At 60.2% G+C, this 22,129-nt stretch carries 19 protein-coding genes and 1 pseudogene; 8 read left to right on the forward strand and 12 right to left on the reverse strand.

The features are described from left to right. Positions 1-2: 2 nt before the first annotated feature. The 4 genes from ACYZTL_RS20765 (at position 3) to lpxC (ending at position 4,435) form a co-directional block, all read left to right on the forward strand. The gene (locus ACYZTL_RS20765) at positions 3-872 is read left to right on the forward strand and encodes a cell division protein FtsQ/DivIB (RefSeq protein ID WP_461953317.1); all 870 of its coding nucleotides are present in this window, start codon (positions 3-5) and stop codon (positions 870-872) included. A gap of 15 nt (positions 873-887) precedes the next feature. Continuing rightward, complete coding sequence (ftsA, locus tag ACYZTL_RS20770; protein ID WP_461953318.1) at positions 888-2,147, forward strand: cell division protein FtsA; 1,260 nt, start codon at positions 888-890, stop codon at positions 2,145-2,147. A gap of 70 nt (positions 2,148-2,217) precedes the next feature. Further along, positions 2,218-3,411, forward strand: a complete 1,194-nt coding sequence (gene ftsZ / locus ACYZTL_RS20775) for a cell division protein FtsZ (protein ID WP_017340680.1) — start codon at positions 2,218-2,220, stop codon at positions 3,409-3,411. Positions 3,412-3,523: 112 nt separating this feature from the next. Further along, positions 3,524-4,435 carry a UDP-3-O-acyl-N-acetylglucosamine deacetylase gene (gene lpxC / locus ACYZTL_RS20780; RefSeq protein WP_017340679.1) on the forward strand — a complete coding sequence of 304 codons (912 nt, stop codon included), beginning with the start codon at positions 3,524-3,526 and terminating at the stop codon, positions 4,433-4,435. 149 nt (positions 4,436-4,584) lie between these two features. On the opposite strand, the gene ACYZTL_RS20785 is transcribed toward lpxC, so the two are convergent. From ACYZTL_RS20785 to ACYZTL_RS20810, 6 genes are all read right to left on the reverse strand, one after another. Continuing rightward, positions 4,585-6,081 carry a diguanylate cyclase gene (locus tag ACYZTL_RS20785; protein WP_461953319.1) on the reverse strand — a complete coding sequence of 499 codons (1,497 nt, stop codon included), beginning with the start codon at positions 6,079-6,081 and terminating at the stop codon, positions 4,585-4,587. 366 nt (positions 6,082-6,447) lie between these two features. Continuing rightward, complete coding sequence (locus tag ACYZTL_RS20790; protein WP_461953320.1) at positions 6,448-6,672, reverse strand: hypothetical protein; 225 nt, start codon at positions 6,670-6,672, stop codon at positions 6,448-6,450. Positions 6,673-6,878: 206 nt separating this feature from the next. Next, positions 6,879-8,243, reverse strand: a complete 1,365-nt coding sequence (locus tag ACYZTL_RS20795; protein WP_461953321.1) for a heavy metal sensor histidine kinase — start codon at positions 8,241-8,243, stop codon at positions 6,879-6,881. Continuing rightward, positions 8,233-8,910 (reverse strand): heavy metal response regulator transcription factor, encoded by a 678-nt coding sequence (locus ACYZTL_RS20800; RefSeq protein WP_007916978.1) that lies wholly within the window; start codon positions 8,908-8,910, stop codon positions 8,233-8,235. The genes ACYZTL_RS20795 and ACYZTL_RS20800 overlap by 11 nt, the downstream gene beginning before the upstream one ends. Before the next feature lie 9 nt (positions 8,911-8,919). Continuing rightward, positions 8,920-12,024, reverse strand: a complete 3,105-nt coding sequence (locus ACYZTL_RS20805; protein WP_461953322.1) for a multidrug efflux RND transporter permease subunit — start codon at positions 12,022-12,024, stop codon at positions 8,920-8,922. After that, on the reverse strand, positions 12,021-13,181 hold the full coding sequence (locus ACYZTL_RS20810; protein ID WP_461953323.1) for an efflux RND transporter periplasmic adaptor subunit: 1,161 nt from the start codon (positions 13,179-13,181) through the stop codon (positions 12,021-12,023). The genes ACYZTL_RS20805 and ACYZTL_RS20810 overlap by 4 nt, the downstream gene beginning before the upstream one ends. Before the next feature lie 290 nt (positions 13,182-13,471). Here ACYZTL_RS20810 and ACYZTL_RS20815 point away from each other — a divergent pair, with 290 nt between their 5' ends. From ACYZTL_RS20815 to ACYZTL_RS20825, 3 genes and pseudogenes are all read left to right on the forward strand, one after another. Next, on the forward strand, positions 13,472-13,729 hold the full coding sequence (locus ACYZTL_RS20815) for a hypothetical protein (protein ID WP_008026610.1): 258 nt from the start codon (positions 13,472-13,474) through the stop codon (positions 13,727-13,729). Between the two features lie 150 nt (positions 13,730-13,879). Continuing rightward, positions 13,880-14,161: pseudogene (locus ACYZTL_RS20820) on the forward strand (PAS domain-containing protein); the annotation flags it as partial. A gap of 195 nt (positions 14,162-14,356) precedes the next feature. Further along, positions 14,357-15,463 carry a methyl-accepting chemotaxis protein gene (locus ACYZTL_RS20825; protein WP_461954348.1) on the forward strand — a complete coding sequence of 369 codons (1,107 nt, stop codon included), beginning with the start codon at positions 14,357-14,359 and terminating at the stop codon, positions 15,461-15,463. On the opposite strand, the gene ACYZTL_RS20830 is transcribed toward ACYZTL_RS20825, so the two are convergent. The 5 genes from ACYZTL_RS20830 to norR form a co-directional block, all read right to left on the reverse strand. After that, positions 15,460-16,209 carry a YkgJ family cysteine cluster protein gene (locus tag ACYZTL_RS20830; RefSeq protein ID WP_461953324.1) on the reverse strand — a complete coding sequence of 250 codons (750 nt, stop codon included), beginning with the start codon at positions 16,207-16,209 and terminating at the stop codon, positions 15,460-15,462. The two genes, ACYZTL_RS20825 and ACYZTL_RS20830, sit on opposite strands and share 4 nt — an antisense overlap. Positions 16,210-16,292: 83 nt before the next feature. Further along, entirely contained in the window at positions 16,293-16,619 is a 327-nt protein-coding gene (locus tag ACYZTL_RS20835) for a hypothetical protein (protein WP_461953325.1), read from the reverse strand. A gap of 141 nt (positions 16,620-16,760) precedes the next feature. Further along, positions 16,761-17,219 (reverse strand): GNAT family N-acetyltransferase, encoded by a 459-nt coding sequence (locus ACYZTL_RS20840; protein ID WP_461953326.1) that lies wholly within the window; start codon positions 17,217-17,219, stop codon positions 16,761-16,763. 26 nt (positions 17,220-17,245) lie between these two features. Beyond that, entirely contained in the window at positions 17,246-18,148 is a 903-nt protein-coding gene (locus tag ACYZTL_RS20845; protein WP_461953327.1) for a chemotaxis protein CheW, read from the reverse strand. 269 nt (positions 18,149-18,417) lie between these two features. After that, positions 18,418-19,968, reverse strand: a complete 1,551-nt coding sequence (norR, locus tag ACYZTL_RS20850; RefSeq protein ID WP_461953328.1) for a nitric oxide reductase transcriptional regulator NorR — start codon at positions 19,966-19,968, stop codon at positions 18,418-18,420. A 147-nt stretch (positions 19,969-20,115) separates the two neighbouring features. Between norR and hmpA the strand changes: the two genes are divergently transcribed. Continuing rightward, complete coding sequence (hmpA, locus tag ACYZTL_RS20855; protein WP_461953329.1) at positions 20,116-21,297, forward strand: NO-inducible flavohemoprotein; 1,182 nt, start codon at positions 20,116-20,118, stop codon at positions 21,295-21,297. A gap of 140 nt (positions 21,298-21,437) precedes the next feature. Here hmpA and ACYZTL_RS20860 read toward each other — a convergent pair whose 3' ends face one another. Further along, positions 21,438-22,064 carry a helix-turn-helix transcriptional regulator gene (locus ACYZTL_RS20860; protein WP_461953330.1) on the reverse strand — a complete coding sequence of 209 codons (627 nt, stop codon included), beginning with the start codon at positions 22,062-22,064 and terminating at the stop codon, positions 21,438-21,440. Positions 22,065-22,129 lie beyond the last annotated feature (65 nt).

Here is a 22,129-nt window from a genome sequence, read left to right on the forward strand (position 1 = left end):
CCATGCAGGGCGCACAGCTAAGACATCAGCCCCCACCAGCACCCGGCCGCAAGCCGGTGCCACGGGGTGCCAGCCGAATGGTGGCCAAAGAGCCGATGTCCGCGCGCCTGCCGAAAGCCAATTTTGGTTTTCTCAAAGCCTTGTTCTGGCCAGTGATATTGGTGGCGCTGGGGTTTGGCACTTACGAAGGCGCACAGCGATTGCTGCCGTACGCCGACCGGCCGATCACCAAGGTCGCGGTGCAGGGCGACCTGAGTTACATCAGCCAGCAAGCGGTGCAGCAGCGGATCGCCCCGTACGTGGCGTCGAGCTTCTTCACCATCGACCTGGCGAGCATGCGCACCGAGCTGGAACAGATGCCATGGATTGCCCACGCCGAAGTGCGTCGGGTATGGCCGGATCAAGTGGTGATCCGCCTGGAAGAACAACTGCCGGTGGCCCGTTGGGGCGATGAATCGCTGTTGAACAACCAGGGTCAGGCGTTCACCCCGCGTGAGCTGGCGAACTACGAACACTTGCCACAGCTGTTCGGCCCACAACGGGCTCAGCAGCAAGTGATGCAGCAATACCAGGTACTGAGCCAGATGCTCAGGCCGTTGGGCTTCTCGATTGCACGCCTGGAGTTGCGTGAACGGGGCAGCTGGTTCCTGACCACCGGTGCCGGCAGTTCGGGCCCGGGGATCGAACTGCTGCTGGGCCGCGGCAAACTGGTGGAAAGGATGCGCCGCTTCATTGCCATCTATGACAAGACGCTTAAAGAACAGATTACGAACATTGCGCGCATCGATCTGCGCTACGCCAACGGCCTCGCTGTTGGCTGGCGGGAACCTGTAGCGCCCACGATGGCCCAACCCGCTGTCGCGAAGAATTAAAGAGAGGCAGGACCCATGGCAAACGTGCAAAGCGGCAAAATGATCGTCGGTCTCGATATCGGCACCTCCAAGGTGGTGGCGCTGGTAGGCGAGGTCGCGGACGACGGCACGCTGGAAATCGTCGGGATCGGCACTCATCCGTCCCGCGGCCTGAAGAAAGGTGTGGTGGTGAACATCGAGTCCACCGTGCAGTCGATCCAGCGTGCGATCGAAGAAGCGCAGTTGATGGCCGGTTGCCGGATCCACTCGGCGTTCGTTGGCGTGGCGGGCAATCACATCCGCAGCCTGAACTCTCACGGCATCGTGGCGATTCGTGATCGCGAAGTCAGCTCCGCCGACCTTGAGCGCGTCCTCGACGCGGCCCAGGCCGTGGCGATCCCGGCTGACCAGCGCGTGCTGCACACCCTGCCGCAGGATTACGTGATCGATAACCAGGAAGGCGTTCGCGAGCCCCTGGGCATGTCCGGAGTACGTCTGGAAGCCAAGGTTCACGTGGTCACCTGCGCCGTCAACGCCGCACAGAACATTGAAAAATGCGTGCGTCGCTGCGGTCTGGAAATCGACGACATCATTCTCGAGCAACTGGCCTCCGCGTACTCGGTGCTGACCGACGACGAGAAAGAGCTGGGCGTGTGCCTGGTGGACATCGGCGGCGGCACTACCGACATCGCGATCTTCACCGAAGGCGCGATCCGTCACACCGCAGTGATCCCGATTGCGGGCGATCAGGTGACCAACGACATCGCCATGGCGTTGCGCACCCCGACCCAGTACGCCGAAGAAATCAAGATTCGCTACGCCTGCGCCCTGGCCAAACTGGCCGGTGCCGGTGAAACCATCAAGGTGCCAAGCGTTGGCGACCGTCCACCGCGCGAGCTGTCCCGCCAGGCCCTGGCCGAAGTGGTCGAGCCGCGTTACGACGAGCTGTTCACGCTGATCCAGGCCGAACTGCGTCGCAGCGGCTACGAAGACCTGATCCCGGCCGGCATCGTGCTGACCGGTGGTACTTCGAAGATGGAAGGCGCGGTCGAACTGGCCGAAGAGATCTTCCACATGCCGGTCCGCCTGGGCGTGCCCCATGGCGTCAAGGGCCTCGACGACGTGGTGCGCAACCCGATTTATTCCACCGGCGTCGGCCTGTTGATGTACGGCCTGCAAAAGCAGTCCGACGGGATTTCGTTCTCGGGCATCAGCAGCCGCGACAGCTACAGCAATGAAGAACCGAAAGCCGCCTTGATCGATCGCATCAAGAGCTGGGTACAAGGCAACTTCTGAAGAATTACCGCAGCACCGTTGTAGATACAGGCAGTAGGCGAAAAAACTAGAGAATCAAAGGAGAGGGAAAATGTTCGAACTCGTAGACAACATCCCCGCAAGCCCGGTCATTAAAGTTATCGGTGTTGGCGGAGGCGGCGGCAACGCTGTCAATCACATGGTCAAGAGCAACATTGAAGGCGTTGAGTTCATCTGCGCCAACACTGATGCCCAGGCGCTGAAGAGCATTGGCGCGCGGACCATCCTGCAACTGGGCACCGGCGTGACCAAAGGTCTCGGCGCTGGCGCCAACCCTGAAGTAGGTCGTCAGGCCGCTCTCGAAGACCGTGAGCGCATTGCCGAAGTCCTGCAGGGCACCAACATGGTGTTCATCACCACCGGCATGGGCGGTGGCACCGGTACCGGTGCTGCGCCGATCATTGCTGAAGTGGCCAAGGAAATGGGGATCCTCACCGTTGCGGTGGTGACCCGTCCGTTCCCGTTCGAAGGTCGCAAGCGCATGCAGATCGCCGACGAAGGTATTCGTCTGCTGTCCGAAAGCGTCGACTCGTTGATCACCATTCCCAACGAGAAGCTGCTGACCATCCTCGGCAAAGACGCCAGCCTGCTGTCGGCTTTCGCCAAGGCTGACGATGTACTGGCCGGTGCCGTTCGCGGTATCTCCGACATCATCAAGCGTCCGGGCATGATCAACGTCGACTTTGCCGACGTACGTACCGTGATGAGCGAAATGGGCATGGCGATGATGGGCACTGGCTGCGCCAGCGGTCCGAACCGTGCACGCGAGGCCACCGAAGCGGCCATTCGCAACCCGTTGCTCGAAGACGTGAACCTGCAAGGTGCACGCGGCATCCTGGTGAACATCACCGCCGGTCCTGACCTGTCCCTGGGTGAGTACTCCGACGTGGGTAGCATCATCGAAGCCTTCGCTTCCGAGCACGCGATGGTCAAGGTCGGTACCGTTATCGATCCGGACATGCGCGATGAGCTGCACGTGACTGTGGTTGCCACAGGTCTGGGCGCGAAAATCGAGAAGCCTGTGAAGGTCATCGACAACACCGTTCACACCTCCATGGCGTCGCAGCCGCAACAATCGGCTCCCGCTCGTCAGGAAGCGCCAGCGGTGAACTACCGTGATCTGGACCGTCCGACCGTCATGCGCAACCAGGCTCAGGCCGGTGCTGCGACTGCCGCGAAGATGAATCCACAGGATGATCTGGACTACCTGGACATCCCGGCTTTCCTGCGTCGTCAGGCCGATTAATGGAATGTATCAGGGCTATGAAGGTGATTGGTGTTCAGCAAAGGTCTGGTCTGCTATCATCGCCAGCCTTTGTTGATACCAGTTCGCAATTTGCGCTGAAGCGGCCCAAGCCATGATTAAACAACGCACACTGAAAAATATTATCCGTGCCACAGGTGTAGGCCTGCACTCCGGGGAGAAGGTATACCTGACCCTCAAGCCCGCACCTATCGACACCGGCATTGTGTTTTGTCGTGCCGATCTCGACCCTGTGGTGCAGATTCCTGCCCGCGCGGAAAACGTTGGTGAAACCACGATGTCGACCACGCTGGTCAGTGGTGACACCAAAGTGGATACGGTGGAGCACTTGCTCTCGGCCATGGCTGGCCTGGGCATCGATAACGCCTACGTCGAGCTCTCCGCGTCCGAAGTCCCGATCATGGATGGTAGCGCTGGACCTTTCGTATTCCTGATTCAATCGGCCGGCCTGGAAGAACAGGACGCACCGAAGAAGTTCATCCGGATCCTGCGGGAAGTGACAGTGGAAGACGGCGACAAGCGCGCCACTTTCGTCCCTTTCGAAGGCTTCAAGGTGAGTTTCGAGATCGATTTCGATCACCCGGTTTTCCGTAACCGCACACAAAGTGCAAGCGTGGATTTTTCCAGCACTTCGTTCGTAAAAGAAGTCAGCCGCGCCCGTACCTTTGGTTTCATGAGTGACATCGAGTACCTGCGCAAGCACAACCTCGCACTCGGCGGCAGCGTTGAAAACGCTATTGTGGTCGACGCGGATGGTGTACTGAACGAAGACGGCCTTCGCTATGAAGACGAATTCGTGAAGCACAAGATCCTCGATGCAATTGGTGACCTCTACCTGCTGGGCAATAGCCTGATTGGTGAGTTCAAGGGCTTCAAGTCCGGACATGCATTGAACAACCAGCTGCTGCGCAAGTTGATTGAGCAGACAGATGCTTGGGAAGTCGTGACTTTCGAAGACGCCAGCACTGCACCGATCTCTTACATGCGTCCGGTTGCGGCGGTGTAAGCAAAAAACCTCTCTAGTTTTTAAAGGCTGCCTTCGGGTGGCCTTTTTTTATGCCTGAAAATCAAAAGATCGCAGCCTGCGGCAGCTCCTACATGAAACGCATTTCGACTGTAGGAGCTGCCGCAGGCTGCGATCTTTTGATCTTGCTTTCAATCCGCGCTAACCACCTGATTCCGCCCACTTTCCTTCGCCTGATACAGCGCCTTGTCCGCTGCAAACAGCAACTGCTCAAGGCCGCCATCGGTGATCGTGGTCCAGGTGCTGATGCCGATACTGACCGTCATCGGCGATTCAACGCCCGCCAAAATCGGCAGTTGCTCCACTGCAACGCGGATGTGTTCGGCAATCTGCTGCGCCCCCGCGCTGTCCGTTTCCGCCAGGACCACCGAAAATTCCTCTCCACCGTACCGGGCGACCAGATCCGCCGGTCGCCGCACGTTCTCGGCGATCACCTTGGCCAGTGCGCGTAGCGCATCGTCGCCGGCCTGGTGACCATGTTGATCATTGAAGGCCTTGAAGTGATCGGCGTCGATCATCAGCACCGACAGCGGTTTGCCCGACCGTTGGGCGCGAAACCACTCATGGCGCAGGGTCTGATCCAGCGTTCGGCGATTGGCCACGCCGGTCAAGGCATCGGTGGCGGCCAGTTGCGCCAGTTCCTGCTCGGCGGTGTGGCGCAGGCGCAGTTCCCGGCTGAACAGCCAGGTCAGCCAGAGCAGGCTGACGCACAGCGCGATGGTCGCAAGGCTGACCACCACCGCTGTGCGCTTCCACGACGCAAACACCTCATCACTGGACAGGGCAACGATGACGATCAACGGTAAATTGCCCACTCTTGAGAAGGTGTACAGGCGTTCATCCTGGAAGCGGCTCGAAACACCGGTGAAACTACCGTTGCCTTCTTTGAGGATGCGCTGGAAGTTGGGGCGGCTGCTGAAGTCCTTGCCGATCATCTCTTCGGCCAGGCGAGGTTCCTGGGCCAGAAGAATTCCGTCCGTGCTGATCAGGTTGACCGAGCTGTCACGACCGATACTCAAACTATTGAACAACTGATCGAAGTAACTCAAACGCATGGCCGCTTCGGCCACCCCGAGGAATTCGCCCTGCGTGCCGCTGACCCGGCGACTGAAACTGATGCGCCACTCATGCTCGGCCAGTCTGGAACGGAAGGGGCGGCTGATGAACATGCTCGGGTCGCGATTGTTTACATGGGACTGGAAGTACTCGCGGTCGGCAAAGTTGCCTTTTCTGGGTTCCACCGAGCCCGAGTCGGCGATCACGTTGCCCTGTTTGTCGAGCAACAAAATGTCGCCCTTGTACGGCGCTGCGGTGGCGCGGTCGAACAAGGCCAAATGGCGGATGGTCGGGGATACGGCCTTCAGGTCTTCACGTTGCGAGGCGGCGATCAAACCGAGCAAGGACAGATCATAGAGTTCGACATTGCGCAGCACGTCAGCGTCGATCAATTGCACGATATTGGAGGCTGAGCGAGTGGCCGACAGTTCAGCATTGGCGCGTTCACGGATCAGCAAGAAGGCTACGATGCTCAGGATGGCAATCACCAACAGCAAACTGCTGAGAACCAGAAGCCGTTCCGATCGCGTCGAACGGATCGGAAGGAGAGATATCGCACTGCTCACACTCATGGTTCTGACTTCTGCTAATAAGGCGTTATGAAGGTTCTTTTTGCAAGAATCGGGCAGAGTTCCAGAAACCGGTGCGTTCACCGCGCCTGTATAAATCCCGTACAAAAAAAAAGGCCAGCAAAACGTGCTGGCCTTTTGCTTATTGAAGCTTAGAAGACATTGAGCGGGTAGTCGACGATCACCGGGTATTCATCCGTGTCCTGGTCCGCCAGGCATCTACCCACGAGTAGGTTAATCGTTGCAGCGGCTGCAATGAACAGTCGACGCAGTGACGAAAAAAAGCCGCTGACAGCAGCGGCTTTGAAGACAACTTTTCATAAGGAAGAGCCTATGAAAAGTGTCGAGGGAAACAGAGTGATCGGGTGCTCAGCTATCTTTCTCGACCCGTGGCTGGGCCTGAGTGGTCGACGCTTGAGGGGTTTGCGCAGCGTCCTGAGCCTTGGCCGTCATTTCGCTCTGATACTCTTCGAACGCTGCGGCCCGCGCTGCCTTGTGCGCGACGAAGGTCTGCGACTCTTCAGCGACAGCGAACGGGGAGAGGAACAAAGAGGACAAAACGAAAGCGCTGGCAATACCCATAGTGTTGGACATCTTTAAAACCTTCTTGCTTGGCAAGTGCTGTTTGGTGGCGCCAAGATAAGGATCCTGGCCGATGGGAAACAGAGCCAATTCAAGAAAGGACTGTTGCGGTAGAAGTAAAGATCGCAGCCTTCGGCAGCTCCTACAGGGGAACGCATTCCAACCGTAGGAGCTGCCGAAGGCTGCGATCTTTTGATCTTTTGATCTTTTGAGACCCGTCAAACCGGGAGGTGGATGCCGAACGTATTCATGCCGTGATCACTGCGCACAAACACATCGCCGCCGTGCATCAGCGCAATTGCCTTGACGATCGCCAACCCCAAACCGTGGTTGTTGCCACTGTTGCTGCGCGACGCATCGACCCGGTAGAAGCGTTCGAACAACCGCGACAAGTGCTCGCTGGCAATCGGCGATCCTGGATTGGCGACGCCGATGCTGACCTGATGCTCCTCGACCTCAATCCGCACCTGAATCACTTGCCCAGGCTCGGTGTGCTGCACTGCGTTACTGAGCAGGTTGATCAGCGCCCGACGCAAATGCGCGATCTCGATCCGCACCTGCGCATCACCACTGACCTGCACCTGCACCTGTGCGTCTTCGAGGATGAAATCGAGATACTCCAGGGTCGTCGCCACTTCATCGGCCAGCGAGGTGGACGTCAGTTTGGTGGCCTTGCTGCCCTGATCCGCGCTGGCAAGAAACAGCATGTCGTTGATGATCGAACGTAACCGCTCCAGCTCTTCAAGGTTCGATTGCAGTACTTCGAAGTAGTGTTCAGCCGAACGTCCGCGCGTCAACGCCACCTGCGTCTGGCCGATCAAATTGGTCAGCGGTGAACGCAGTTCATGAGCGACGTCGGCATTGAACGACTCAAGCCGCGAGTAGGCCTGTTCGACCCGCTCCAGCGTGGAGTTGAACGAGTTGACGAACTGATTGAGTTCAGGCGGCAGCGACGACAGGCGCAAGCGCCCGGAACGCAACGGCGGCGTCAGTCGCTGGGCTTCCTGAGACAACTTGATCAACGGCTTGAGACCGATCCGCGCCACCCAATACCCGAGTGCCGAGGCCAACAGCACACCGACAATCGCCAGGCTGATCAGCGCGATCAGCAGATGATGCTGGGTCTGGAAAAACGTCTCGGTGTCGATGCCGATCATGAAGCGCAACGGCGGTCGTTGATCCTTGGCCGGGAACTGGCTGACCAGCACTTTCAGCGGATAAGGCTGATCCGGCAACTGCAAATCCCGCATGCCCAGCGGTCCTTCGGCGAAGGCGCGGATTTGCGGCGTCAGGTTGCCGTATTCGTAGTGCGGATCGCCACTGATGATCCAGAAACTGATGCGTTTGTCTTCTTCACCCAGCAGCTTGAGCTTGTTGTTGATCTTCACCCAATGCTCCGGCGTGCCGTAACGGCCGACGGTGGATTCGAGCACGCTGTAACGCGCTTCCAACTCGGCTTCGGGTAGCAAGCCCAAGCCCTTGTCGACCTGTTGATACAGCGCCCAGCCGATCAACAGAAACACCAAAAGCGCCACCAGCGTGAACATTCCACTGAGACGCAGCGCAATCGAATTACTGGACACCACGGCTCTCCAGCACATAACCCATGCCACGGATCGTGTGCAGCAGTTTCTCGTCGAACGGCCCGTCGAGTTTGGCGCGCAGGCGTTTGATCGCGACTTCGACGACGTTGGCGTCGCTGTCGAAATTGATGTCCCAGACCATTTCGGCAATCGCCGTTTTGGAGAGGATTTCACCTTGCCGGCGGGCCAGCACGCTGAGCAACGAGAACTCCTTGGCGGTCAGGTCCAGGCGCGTGCCGGCACGGGTGGCCTTGCGGCTGATCAAATCGATCCACAGGTCGGCGATGCTCACTTGCACCGGTTCATGTCCGCCGCTGCGCCGGGTCAGCGCTTGCAGGCGCGCCACCAGTTCAAGGAAAGAAAACGGTTTGCCGAGGTAATCGTCGGCGCCGTCGCGCAGGCCTTTGATCCGGTCTTCGACACGCTCGCGGGCGGTGAGCATGATCACCGGGGTTTGCTTGCGCGCACGCAAGGCGCGCAGTACACCGAAGCCATCGAGGCCCGGCAGCATGACGTCGAGGACGATCACCGCGTAGTCACTTTCCAGCGCCAGGTGCAGGCCTTCAACGCCGTCCCGCGCCAGGTCCACGGTGTAACCCTGTTCCGTCAGGCCGCGATGCAGATAATCCGCGGTTTTTTCTTCGTCTTCGATAATCAGAACGCGCATGACCCCGCCTCAGTCTGTGGTCGCCAGCACCGGTACGGGCGCTGGTTTTTTGGGCTGATGGAATAGCCGCTCAAGCCACAAGTATATGACCGGAGTGGTGAACAGCGTCAGCGCCTGGCTCACCAGCAAGCCGCCGACGACTGCAATCCCCAATGGCTGGCGCAACTCGGCGCCAGTGCCGTATCCGAGCATCAGTGGCAGTGCGCCGAGCAAGGCAGCGAGGGTGGTCATGATGATCGGCCGGAACCGGGTGATGCAGGCCTGGTAAATCGCTTCTTCCGGTGGCAGGCCACCCTTGCGCTGTGCTTCCAGGGCAAAGTCGATCATCAGGATGCCGTTCTTCTTCACGATCCCGATCAACAGCACCAACCCGATCAGCGCCATGATCGAAAAATCCTGCCCGCAGATCCACAGCATGATCACCGCGCCGAGCCCCGCTGATGGCAGCGTCGAGATGATGGTCAGCGGGTGGACGAAGCTCTCGTAGAGCACGCCGAGAATGATGTACACCGCCACCAGCGCCGCCAGAATCAGCCACGGCTGGCTGGCCAATGAGCTCTGGAACGCCTGGGCCGCGCCCTGGAAGTTGCCGCTCATGGCCGCCGGCATGCCGATGTCGGCCTTGGCCTGGTTGAGCATGATGACGGCATCGCCCAGTGCCACGCCGGGTGCCAGGTTGAACGACAGGTTGGCGGCCGGGAACATGCCGTCGTGGGCAATCGACAATGGACCCACCGTCGGCGCATCGAATTTCGCCAGCGCCGACAGCGGCACCATTTCCCCGCTCAGGGGTGAGCGCAGGTAGAAATAGTTGAGGCTTTCGGCCTTGCCGCGTTGCTGGGTGTCCAGCTCCAGAATCACGTTGTACTGGTTGATCTGGGTCTGGAATTCGTTGATCTGGCGCTGACCGAACGCATCGTACAGCGCTTCGTCGACATCACTGGCGGTCAGGCCGAAACGCGCGGCGGCGCTGCGGTCGATGTTGATGTGCGTGATGCTGCCGCCCAGTTGCAGGTCGTTGGAAATGTCGCGGAACGCCGGGTTGGCGCGCAGTTTTTCCGTCAGGCGCTGGGTCCAGGTGCTGAGGGTCGCGCCGTCGTTGCTTTTGAGCACGTATTGGTACTGCGCGCGGCTCGGGCCGGAGCTGAGATTGATGTCCTGACCGGCGCGCAAGTACAGCACGATGCCCGGGACTTTCATCAGTTGCGGACGGATCCGGTCGATGAACTGGCTGGCCGAGACGTCGCGGTCGCCGCGTTTTTTCAGGGAGATCCAGAAGCGGCCGTTGGCGATGGTCTGGTTACTGCCGGACACACCCACGGAGTGGGAAAACGCCGCGACCGCCGGATCTGCGGCGACGATTTCGGCCATCGCCAGGTGTTTTTTCACCATGTCGCCGTAGGAAATGTCGGCGGCGGCTTCGGTGGTGCCGAGGACGAAACCGGTGTCCTGGACCGGGAAGAAACCTTTCGGAATGAAGATGTAACCGGCGATGGCCAGAACGAGAGACAATCCAAACACACCGATCATCAATTTCTGATGGGCGAGGGCGCGGCGCAGGCCTTTTTCATAGCCTGCCAGCAAGCGTTCGCCGAACGTGGGTTTGCTGTGGGCATGATGCACCGGTGCACGCATGAACAGAGCCGCAAGCGTGGGCGCCAACGTCAGCGACACCACTACCGAAATCATGATGGTAGAAGTGGCCGTCAGGGCGAACTCCTTGAACAGTCGCCCGACCACGCCGCCCATGAACAGCAGCGGAATGAACGCCGCCACCAGCGAAAAACTGATCGAGACCACGGTGAAACCAATCTCGCCGGCGCCCTTGATCGCCGCTTCGCGCATGCCGTCACCGGCCTCCAGGTGACGGTGAATGTTTTCCACCACCACAATCGCATCGTCGACCACAAACCCCACGGCCACCACGATGGCCACCAGTGTCAGGTTGTTCAGGCTGAAACCCATGATGTACATCAGGGCGAAACTGGCGACCAGCGAAACGCCCAATACGGCTGACACGATCAGCGTCGCCGACCATTGGCGCAGGAACAGCGCCATCACCGCCACCACCAGCATGATCGCGATCAGCAAGGTGATTTCCACTTCATGCAGCGAGGCGCGGATAGTCTGGGTCCGGTCAACCAGCACTTTGACCTGCACCGAGGCCGGCAGCATGGCTTCGAGGCCAGGCAGGGCAGCCTGAATGCGATCCACGGTCTCGACAATGTTGGCGCCCGGTTGCCGGAAAATCACCAGGTTCACCCCGGGCTTGTCACCGGCCCAGGCCTGCACGTAGGCGTCTTCCGAACCATTGACGACTTTCGCCACATCCTTCAGGTGAACCGGCGCACCGTCCTTGTAGGAAACGATGAGTTGGCTGTATTCCTCGGGATGGAATAACTGATCGTTGGTCGACAGCGTCGAGATGCTCGACTCGCCGTACAACGCACCTTTGGCCAGGTTGAGGCTGGTCTGCTGAATGGCCAGACGAATGTCCGCCAGCGTCAGGCCGATGGCCGCGAGTTTGTCCGCCGAAGCCTGAACGCGAATCGCCGGACGTTGCTGACCGGTGATGTTGATCTGGCCTACGCCGTCGATCTGACTGATCTGACGGGACAGCAGGGTTTCCACCAGATCGCTGAGTTCGGGGCCGGGCATCAGGGTCGAGTTGATGCTCAGAATCAGCACCGGGCTATCGGCCGGGTTGACCTTGCGCCACGTCGGCAGGTTCGGCATGTCCTTGGGCAGTTTGCCGGCGGCAGTGTTGATTGCGGCCTGCACTTCCTGCGCGGCGGTGTCGATGCTTTTGTCGAGGGTGAATTGCAGGGTCAGGTTGGTCGAGCCGAGGGCGCTGCTCGAGGTCATCTGGGTCACGCCGGGGATGGCGCTGAATTGCACTTCGAGCGGCGTGGCCACGGACGACGCCATGGTTTCCGGGCTGGCGCCGGGGAGTTGCGCGGCCACTTGAATAGTCGGGAATTCGGCTTCCGGCAGCGGTGCAATCGGCAGGCGTGGGAAGGCGATGACGCCGAGTAACACCAGGGCAAACGTCAGCAGGATCGTCGCCACCGGGTGATCGATGCACCACGCCGAAACCGAGCCGTGGCCCTTCATGGCTTCGACTCCGACTGGACCACTTGCGGTGGCTCGGTCAGTACCTGCACGGTCGAGCCGGGTTTGAGCCTTGATTGGCCGTCGCTGACCAGCACGTCGCCCGGTTTCACGCCTTTGATGATGTCCTGGCCGCTGCCTTGATAGACCATCTGCACCTGGACGGTTTCAACCTTGTCACCCTTGACCCGGTACACGAAGTGTTGATCGAGGCCACGTTGTACGACGGTGGGCGGCACCACCAGCGCGTCTTTATCCAATGCTGTCTGAATCTTTACGGTCACCAGCAGGCCCGGCCAGAGTTTCTGCCCGGGGTTGTTGAATTCGGCCTTGGCGCGGATGGTGCCGGTGTTGGCATTGATCTGGTTGTCGATCAGGGTCAGGTGACCCTCGCCCAGCAGGTTGCCGGTTTCGCCGTCGGTGTCGGCGCCGATGTAGGCCTTCACTTGTGCGTGTTGCGGATCGTTGATCAGGCCTTGCAGGGTCGGCAGCATCTGCTGCGGCAGGGAAAACTCCACGGCGATCGGGTCGATCTGCGTCACGGTGAACAAGCCTTGGGTGTCGGTCATGCGCAGGAAGTTGCCTTCGTCCACCGTGCGAATACCGACGCGACCGGTGACCGGGGAGCGAATCTGTGTGTAGGAAAGCTGCACTTGCGCGGCATCAATCGAAGCCTGATTGCCTTGGGCGGTGGCCTTGAGTTGGTTGACCAGCGCTTGTTGTTGATCGTAGGTCTGCTTGGACACGCCATCGTCGACGCTCAGCAGTTTGTAGCGCTTGAGGTTCACCAGCGCCACTTGCAACTGCGCCTGGCTTTCGCCGAGTTGCGCGCGAGCCTGGTCGAGGCTGGCGCGGATCGAACGGTCATCGATGGTGGCGAGCAAGTCACCTTTGCTGACCAGTTGGCCTTCCTTGACCAGAATTTTGGTGAGGATGCCGTCGATCTGCGGGCGTACCACCACGCTGTGCAGGGACAATACCGCGCCGATGCCGCTGACGTAGCGAGGGACGTCTTTTTCGGCGACGTTCACCACCCGAACCGGAATCGCCGTGGGCGCGGCGAGTTTGGCCGTCACGGGTTTGGTGGCGTACCACACGCCCAGCGCTGCCAGGACAATCAGAAGGGCGGCGATCAAGGCGGTTTTTTTTTGAATTCGCATGCGAGTGGGGCGCCGGGGCTGGATGGACGGAGTTTGGTCAGGGTTATACCTCCCTTTATAAACCTGTTCGCCGGTCAGGAAGGTGACTGCTAACTGACGGCGCTGTCAGTTTGTAGGAGCGAGCTTGCTCGCGATGGACGTAAACGATAACGCGGGCTGTCTGGATGAACGCGGTGCCTGGACGTTTTTCGCGAGCAAGCTCGCTCCTACAGTGGGCCCTGGAAAGGTATACTGCCGCCTTTCGCGGCTCGCTGACCGGGCCCGACTCTATTGCATCACCCGGAGCTTTCATGACTTCCCCGACACAACCGCCGGTTGCCGACGCCTTGAGCGACGACCAGGCTGACCTGCCAGACAGCGTCGACTCCAGCGCAGACAGCGAAACCAAAGCCGCGATCCCGGCGTTCAAGTTCCCGTTCAAGCCGGGTGAATTGGCTGCCGCGAAAACCGCCAGCCAGCCGTGGTACAAGAACGGCGCCAAGAACGGCCACACCAAGACCCCCGGCGCAGCGCCTCCCGGCACCCGTCGTTCGATGGGCAAGCGCTGAGTTTCCACCCCTCGCCATTGGCCATCGACCGCGGTTTCAATCGCGGTGATGGCTAAGTGCTCATATCCTGAGCCAGATCAACGTTTGCGGAATCAGTGCGCTTAGAGTCAGCAGCCCTGCCGACTCTTCCCTACAACGAGCGCGCTTTCCATGAAGATCAACCTCCCGGTGACCGGCCGTAATGTCGACGTTGCAGCTGATGCGAACATCCTCTCGACCACTGATCTGACCAGCGCGATTACCTACGCCAACGACGACCTCATCAAAATCTGCGGATACAGCCGCGAGGAATTGCTGGGCTCGACGCACAACCTGCTGCGTCACCCGGACATGCCGGCGGCGGCTTTCGCGCATATGTGGCAGACCCTCAAAAGTGGCCGTTCGTGGATGGGGCTGGTGAAGAATCGCTGCAAGAATGGCGATCACTATTGGGTGAGCGCCTATGCCACGCCGGTGACGCAGAACGGTCAGACCGTGGAATATCAGTCGGTCCGGACCCGGCCCTCGGCGCGGCAGATCGAAGCCGCGGAAACAGCCTATACACACCTTCGCGACGGTCGGGTGCCGCTGTTGCAGCGTCTGCCTGTGCTCGCACCGGGTTTGAAAGTGGCGGCGCTGTTCAGCGCGATGTTGGCCTGCGTGGTGGGCGTCGAGGCGTGGCTGAACCCTTCGTCAGCGGTTTTCGGAGTACTGGCGTTTGTCGTGGGCAGTGGTTTGGCGGCGCTCGGAACCGGAGTGATGTTGCGCCCACTGAAGGCGTTGACCGAGCGCGCCCGGCAGATTGCCGACAACCCGTTGAGTCAGGCTATTTACACCGGTCGCCGGGATCAGTTCGGTCAGATCGAGTTTGCCCTGCAGATGCTCGAGGCTCAGACCGGCGCGGTGGTGGGGCGCATCGACGATGCGTCGCAGCGCCTGGCCGGGCATGCGGCGGAACTGGTCGACCACTTGCAAAGCAGTCATAGCAGCACGCTGGGCCAGCAGGCTGAAACCGATCAGGTGGCGGCGGCGATTCATCAGATGTCCGCCAGCGTGGCTCAGGTCGCCAGCCATGCGCAGCAAGCGTCCCAGGCGGCCGATCTGGCCGGCAGCGAAACCCGCGAAGGTCATCAGCTGGTGAGCGAGAGTCGCCAGGCAGTCTTGCGTCTGGCCGAGGAACTGGCGCACGCCACCGAGGTGATTCATCAGTTGGAAGGGCACAGCAGCGAGATTACCGGAGTGTTGGAAGTGATTCGCAGCATCGCTGAGCAAACCAATCTGCTGGCCCTCAACGCGGCCATCGAGGCGGCGCGCGCCGGGGATGCCGGGCGCGGGTTTGCGGTGGTGGCCGACGAAGTGCGGGGCCTGGCCCAGCGCACCCAGCAATCGACCAACGAGATTCAGCGCATGATCAGCACCCTGCAAAACGGCACGCGGGACGCGGTGGTGGTGATGCAGCAAAGCAGTGAGCAGGTGCAAAACAGCGTCGACCAGGCCCGACGCGCCGCCGACGCGCTGGACACAATCAGTCGGCGGGTCAACCAGATCACCGAAATGAGCCTGCAAATTGCCTCGGCGGTGGAAGAGCAGAGCACCGTTAGCGAAGACATCAACCGCAACATCAGCAGCATTCGCTCCGCCTGCGAAGTCACGGTGAGCGAGGGCCGGCAAAGCCAGACCAACTCCGAGGACGTGGCGGAGCTGGCGGGGGATTTGCGGCAGTTGGCGCAGGAGTTCTGGCGAGAACGCCGTTAAGCCGCGCGCAACGAAATGAACGCGTAGTTGAGCGGCGTCTCGGAGGTCACCTCTGCGCCGGCCGCCAGCACTTGCCCGGCGATGTCGTCGCCGGACACGTGGAACTGCCAGTCACTGCCCGAACCCGTCAGCGGTTGTTGCGCCACCTGATCAATGACCGTGGCAAACGCGGTCATGTCCGGTAGATACGCGGTGAATCCATCACCCTTGAGCGCTGTAGTCCGAATCCCCAGCAACGCGCAGATCGCATCCTTGGTGCGGATGTCATCGCGATCCGCCTGACGGGAGCGCTGGATAAGTCCTTCGAGTTCCTGATCGGCCAGTTCACCGCCAACGATCAGCTCCGGGCCTTTTTCCCACGACTCAGGCGGACAGTCCTTGATCGCCTTGTTGAGTGGAATGTGTGGATTGATTTCCATCGGATAGATACGGCACACCAGCGGCCGGCGCTCGTAGATGCTGCAGAGGTTGTCTTCGTCAAGATTCCGGCAGGGCCCGACGTTGTACGCCGCAAACGTGATTGCCACGCAGGCATCGGTGGCGCCGCTTTGAACCACCACCGAACGGCGTTTGGCATGTTCGCGTTGCTGCACCGGCAAACCCAGGCCATTGACCAGGAAACCTTCCACCAGCACGATCACCTGGCCGCCGTCGGCCGCCCACATCCGGGCTTCTGTCAGGGTCAGGGGCACGTGATGGTCATGGCAGCATTTGCCACAACCTACGCAGGAAAACGTCGTATTCATCGAAGGATCAGTCGCCTGTCTGGGCTCGAAACGGCGACAGAATGCCACCGCGAAGGTGTGCGTCGAAGCAAGTTATGCGCCATTCATTGAGATTTGGCGGGTAGGCGAATGGAGTCCCATTCGGTCACGTAGGCGGTTTTGCTTTTTTTGTTGTAGAGGCACAGCTCGGTGCCTTGCTGGCCTTTCATGTGTTTTTGAGGGTATCGGCCTTGCAGGAGCACGGCGGTGTAGTCGACACGGTCGTCGAACTGTGCGGCTTTGCCAACGGGGAAGGCGTCTTGCAGGCCGCTGGCCTTGATGCAACTGGCGAGCATGGCTTTGTCGAAGGCGGCCCAGGCTTCAGGACTGGAGGCTTGGGTTTGGGTGGCGAGGGTGGTGAGGCAGAGGAAGGTGAGGGTGGTCGCTTTCATAGTTCAGGCATCCTTGGGCATGTATGGACCGAGTATGCCTGACGGTATGAGGTTGAATGTGTCGGCCTCTTCGCGAGCAAGCCCGCTCCCACAGGTACGGTGATCACCTGTGGGAGCGGGCTTGCTCGCGAAAGCGGTGGGTCAGGCCGGCACCTGCTCCCGGCGGACCACATACATCCCGGCACTTTCATACAACCGCTGCGCCCGAACGTTGTCTTCCAGCACCTTCAAATCCACAAACCCTTCGCGGCGGTGCTGAAACACATTGAACGCATTCAACAGCAATGCCCGACCCAAACCCCGTCCCTGAGCGCGCGGGTGCACCACCAGATTCTTGATGTAGGCACTCGTCCAGCACTGGCACACGCCAACGATACCGTCGGTATCCAGAGCGATGAAGCACAGTGAAGGATCGTACTCGGGATCGGTTTCGAATCGCTGTTGCCAGGTATCCAGCGCCGGCACGCGACCGCCACCCTCCAGGTAACCCAGCGCCATCAGGCGATGAACGTCTTCTGCCAATTCGGGGCGATATTCGCTGAGGACGATTCCCTGAGGCCAGGTGATTGCGGGCGCAACCTCAGCCAGGTTGCGCCGCATCAGAAAACAAAAGGCCTCGGCCAAACTCAATGACCTTGTTCGGCGACCGCCTTGGCCGCTTCGATCAGGCACTTGGTCAGCTCCGGCGAGGAGAACTTGGTCAGCACTGCATTGGCCCCGGCAAGGCGTGCCTTTTCGCTGTTCATCGCGCTGTCCAGCGAGGTGTGCAGCAGCACATACAGGTGCGAGAAATCCGGGGTTTCGCGCAAGGTGCGGGTGAAGGCGTAGCCGTCCATCTCCGACATTTCGATGTCCGAGACGATCAGGTTGATCTGCTGGGCGGTGCCTTGCAGGTCCAACAGGCAGTCGATGGCTTCCTTGGCGCTGCGCGCGGTGTGGCATTGCAGGCCAAGGTTGCGCAGGGTGTGCACCGATTGTTGCAACGCGACCTGACTGTCGTCGACCACCAGAATCCGCGCATTGCCCAGTACTTCGGCGTCTTCCATGCTCAGTTCGGTCGGGGCCATTTCGATCTGCACCGGGGCGATGCCGTGGATGACTTTTTCAATGTCCAGCACCTGCACCAGCGTGCCGTCGACCGAGGTCACACCGGTAATGTACGAACGCACGCCGCCAGAGCCGAAGGGCGGTGGACGGATGTCGGTAGTCAGGCAATGGACGATCTTGCTCACGGCCTGAACGTGCAGGCCCTGCTTGGAGCGGCTGACGTCGGTGACGATCAGGCAACCACCGTTAGGGTCTTCCAGTGGCCGCTCGCCAATGGCGCGGCTGAGGTCGATCACCGACAACGACGCGCCGCGCAGGGTGGCGATGCCTTTGACGTTGGGGTGCGACTCCGGCAGCCTGGTCAGCGGCGGGCAGGGGATGATTTCACTGACTTTGAGCAGGTTGATCGCCATCAGCTTGCCACTGCGCAAGGTAAACAGCAGAAGCGAAAGTGAGTCTGCGCGGGCTTTGGTGGAGGACATAAATACCTTCTGTGGAAAAAGGTGATGGGCGAATGGAAAGTCGCCAAAAGCTATCGATGCCGGGTTATCGACTTGTTGGGGTCAGGCTTTAGGCCAAATACCTTTCGGCGGTCAAACAGTGAGCCCCTGTGGCGAGGGAGCTTGCTCCCGCTGGAGTGCGAAGCGCTCCCAAATCTGGCACCTCCCTCTATCAGGCATTACCATTTTTCGACTGCTTCGCCCGAGCGCGGATCGGCCGGCGGGAGCAAGCTCCCTCGCCACAAGGGGTACTACTTCAAACCCAATCGCTTGGCCATCCGCCCAAGATTCGCCCGATCCAGCCCCAGCTCCCGCGCCGCGCTAGCCCAGTTGTTATGGTGTCGCTCCAGGCAAGCGCTGATCAATTGCCGTTGGTAACTTTCTGTCGCCTCACGCAAATCCCCCGACACCAACGCCACAGGAGCCGCAGCCGGTTGTTCGGCCACCACTTCTACGCCGCCATTGGGCAAGTCCAGATCCGCCGCACTCAAGCTTAGAATCTTCGGCCGTTCCTTGCAGTTACCCAGCGCTTTCAACGCGCTGCGACCAATCAAGTGCTCCAGCTCTCGCACGTTACCCGGCCAGTCATACGCGAGCAACGCGGCCTGGGCATCGCTGTTCAGGCGCAGGCTGTTGAGGCCCATGCGTGAGCGGTTCTGCTCCAGGAAGAAACCGCTGAGCAGCAGCACATCCCGCCCGCGATCCCGCAGGGCCGGCACCAGCAGCGGGTAAACGCTTAAACGGTGATAGAAATCGGCACGGTAACGGCCACTGCGCACTTCTTCGGCGAGGTCGCGATTGGTCGCTGCGATGAGTCGCACGTCGACCTGATGTTCCTTGTCCGAACCCAGCCGCTGCAGCTGACCGCTTTGCAGCACGCGCAGCAATTTGGCCTGCACGGTCAGCGACAGCTCGCCGACTTCATCGAGAAACAGCGTGCCGCCATTGGCCAGTTCGAACTTGCCACGGCGATCGCTGGTCGCTCCGGTAAAGGCGCCGCGCACATGGCCGAACAGTTCGCTTTCCACCAGCGTGTCCGGCAGCGCGGCGCAGTTGAGGCTGATGATCGGCTTGTCGGCCCGGGGCGAGGCGGCGTGAATCGCCTGGGCCACCAGTTCCTTGCCGACCCCGGTTTCCCCGGTGATCAACACGGTCAGGTCGCTGCCGCCCACCAGGCTGATTTCTTCCACCAGCCGTTTGTGGGCCTTGCTCTGGCCGATCATCTCGCGGTTCTGCTGACCGCTGGCCTGACGGTAAACCTCGGCGCGCTGATGTTCGTCTTCGACACGATTGGCCAGCCGTTCGATGCGCTCGGCGGCATTGACCGTGGCGGCGGCGAGGCTGGCGAAGGCTTGCAGGGCGTCCAGTTCGATCGGTTCGAAGCGCTCCGGGTCGAGCGCATCGAGGGTCAGCAAGCCCCACGGGCGCTCGTCGACAAACAGCGGGCAGCCTATGCAGTCATGGACTTCAAGATGTTCATGGAGACCATCGACCAGCCCGTCGTAAGGGTCGGGCAGGTCGCTGTCGGCGGCAAAACGGGTCGGGCCGGGACTGCTGAGCAGCGCTTCGAAGCGCGGGTGTTCGCTGACCTTGAAGCGTCGGCCGAGGGTGTCGGTGCTCAACCCGTCCACAGCCAGCGGCACCAGCCATTCACCATCGAGGCGCAACAGTGCGGCGGCGTCGCAGGGGAGCAGGGCACGCATGGCTTCGAGCAGGCGCCGATAGCGCTCGCCTTCGGGGAGTTCGCGGGACAGGTCCGAGACCAGGGGAAGCAACGTTGTGAGCAGGGATTTTGCAGTCATAGTGACTCCATGTAGTCGAGATGACTATAAGTCAGGCTGTGTCGTTATGACTATAATGTTTTTAACTTGTTGATTTTAAACAATTAAATAAATGGCATGGAAACTGATAAGGATAGGGCGACCAGTTAGAAAACTAGGAGTCACCTTATGCTTAGCGTTCAAGATCGTGCAATCGTCAAATCCACCGTGCCGTTGCTGGAAAGCGGAGGCGAAGCATTGATCACGCATTTCTACCGCATGATGCTCTCCGAATACCCGGAGGTCCGCCCGCTGTTCAACCAGGCTCACCAGGCGAGCGGCGATCAACCCCGCGCCCTGGCGAACGGCGTGTTGATGTATGCGCGCCACATCGACCAGCTCGACCAGTTGGGCGACCTGGTGGCCAAGATCATCAACAAGCACGTGGCCCTGCAAATCCTCCCGGAACACTACCCGATTGTCGGCACCTGCCTGTTGCGGGCGATTTCCGAGGTGCTGGGTGACGAGATCGCCACGCCGGAAGTGATGAACGCCTGGGGTGCAGCCTACGGTCAATTGGCCGAGATCCTGATCGGTGCCGAAACCAGCATCTACGACCAGAAAGAGCAGGCACCAGGCGGCTGGCGCGGGGCGCGGGAATTCATCGTCGCGGCCAAGGTCGAGGAAAGCGCGGAAATCATTTCGTTCTACTTCGAGCCGGCTGACAAAGGCCCGATCCTTGCCGCCGAACCCGGCCAGTACATCGGTATGAAACTGATCCTCGATGGTGAAGAGATTCGTCGTAACTATTCGCTGTCGGCCCTGGCGAACAAAGGCCAGTACCGCATCAGTGTCAAACGTGAGGCGGGCGGTCGTGCCTCAAACCATCTGCACGATCAACTGCATGTCGGCGCCAGTATTCAGCTGTTCCCGCCATCGGGTGAGTTCATCCTGACCGACAGCGACAAACCGTTGGTGCTGATCAGTGGCGGCGTCGGTATCACCCCGACCCTGGCCATGCTCGAAGCAGCGTTGAAAACCAAACGGCCGGTGCACTTCATCCACTGCGCACGCAACGGCAGCGTTCACGCCTTCCGTGACTGGATTGATGGATTGGCCGAGCGTCACCCGCAACTCAAGCGCTTCTATTGCTACAACGAAGATGACGGCGTGAGCCCGGCGGCGCACAAGGTCGGGTTGTTGAGTCAGGAGCAACTGGGCGAGTGGTTGCCGCAGCAACGCGATCTGGATGCCTACTTCCTGGGGCCAAAAGGCTTCATGGCGGCGGTGAAGCGTCACCTGAAAGCATTGGGTGTGCCGGAGAAGCAAAGTCGTTACGAGTTCTTCGGCCCGGCTTCGGCATTGGAATAATCGCTACAGCCGGGTGATCTGTGGCGAGGGAGCTTGCTCCCGCGGACCGGTCCGCGCTCGGGCGCAGCAGTCCCATCTTTGGGGCCGCTTCGCGACCCAGCGGGCGCAAGCTCCCTCGCCACAAAATAATTCAGCGTCCCTCAGCCCTTCAATTCCTTCAAATGCTTGTACACCGTCGCCCGTCCCATGTTCAGCACGTTCGCCACATAGTTGGAGGCGCTTTTGCCCTTGAAGGCGCCTTCGGCGTGCAGGGCCAGCACCAGTTCGCGTTTGTGGTCGCGGGTCAGCAGGTTCAGGCTCAGTTGACGTTCGCGCAGCCAGCCGTGGAGGAAGGTGTTGATGCGCTCCTGCCAGTCATCGCGAAACAGTGAATCGGGTTGCGGAATCAGCTTGCTCGGCGACAGGAACAGGTCCAGTGCTGCCTTGGCATTTTCGAACAGCGAAATATTCAGATTGATGCACAGCACGGCCAGTGGATGACCGTCGCTGTCGCGCAGGACGCTGCTCAGGCTGCGAATCTTCTGACCATCCCAATTGAGTTTTTCGTACGGACCGATGTTTCGTTCGCTGATGTCATCGCTGAGCATGTCCTCCAGCGCGGAGTCGTCACCCACTTCCCGTTTCGACAGGTTGTTGGCGATGTAGTCGACCGTCTGTGTGCGCAGATCGTGCAGCACCACCTCGGCGTGGGGGAAGAACAACGTGGCGATGGCATCGGCAATCGCTCGGAAGTTGTCCAGGGCCGGGTCTTTTACAGGTGCGTTCATTCAGTGGAGCTCCAGGCAGCGTCAGCGCCCTGCAAAAAGGGCGCTGGAAGTTTGCCGCAATCGTG

The organism is Pseudomonas sp. LB3P81, assembly GCF_054897965.1.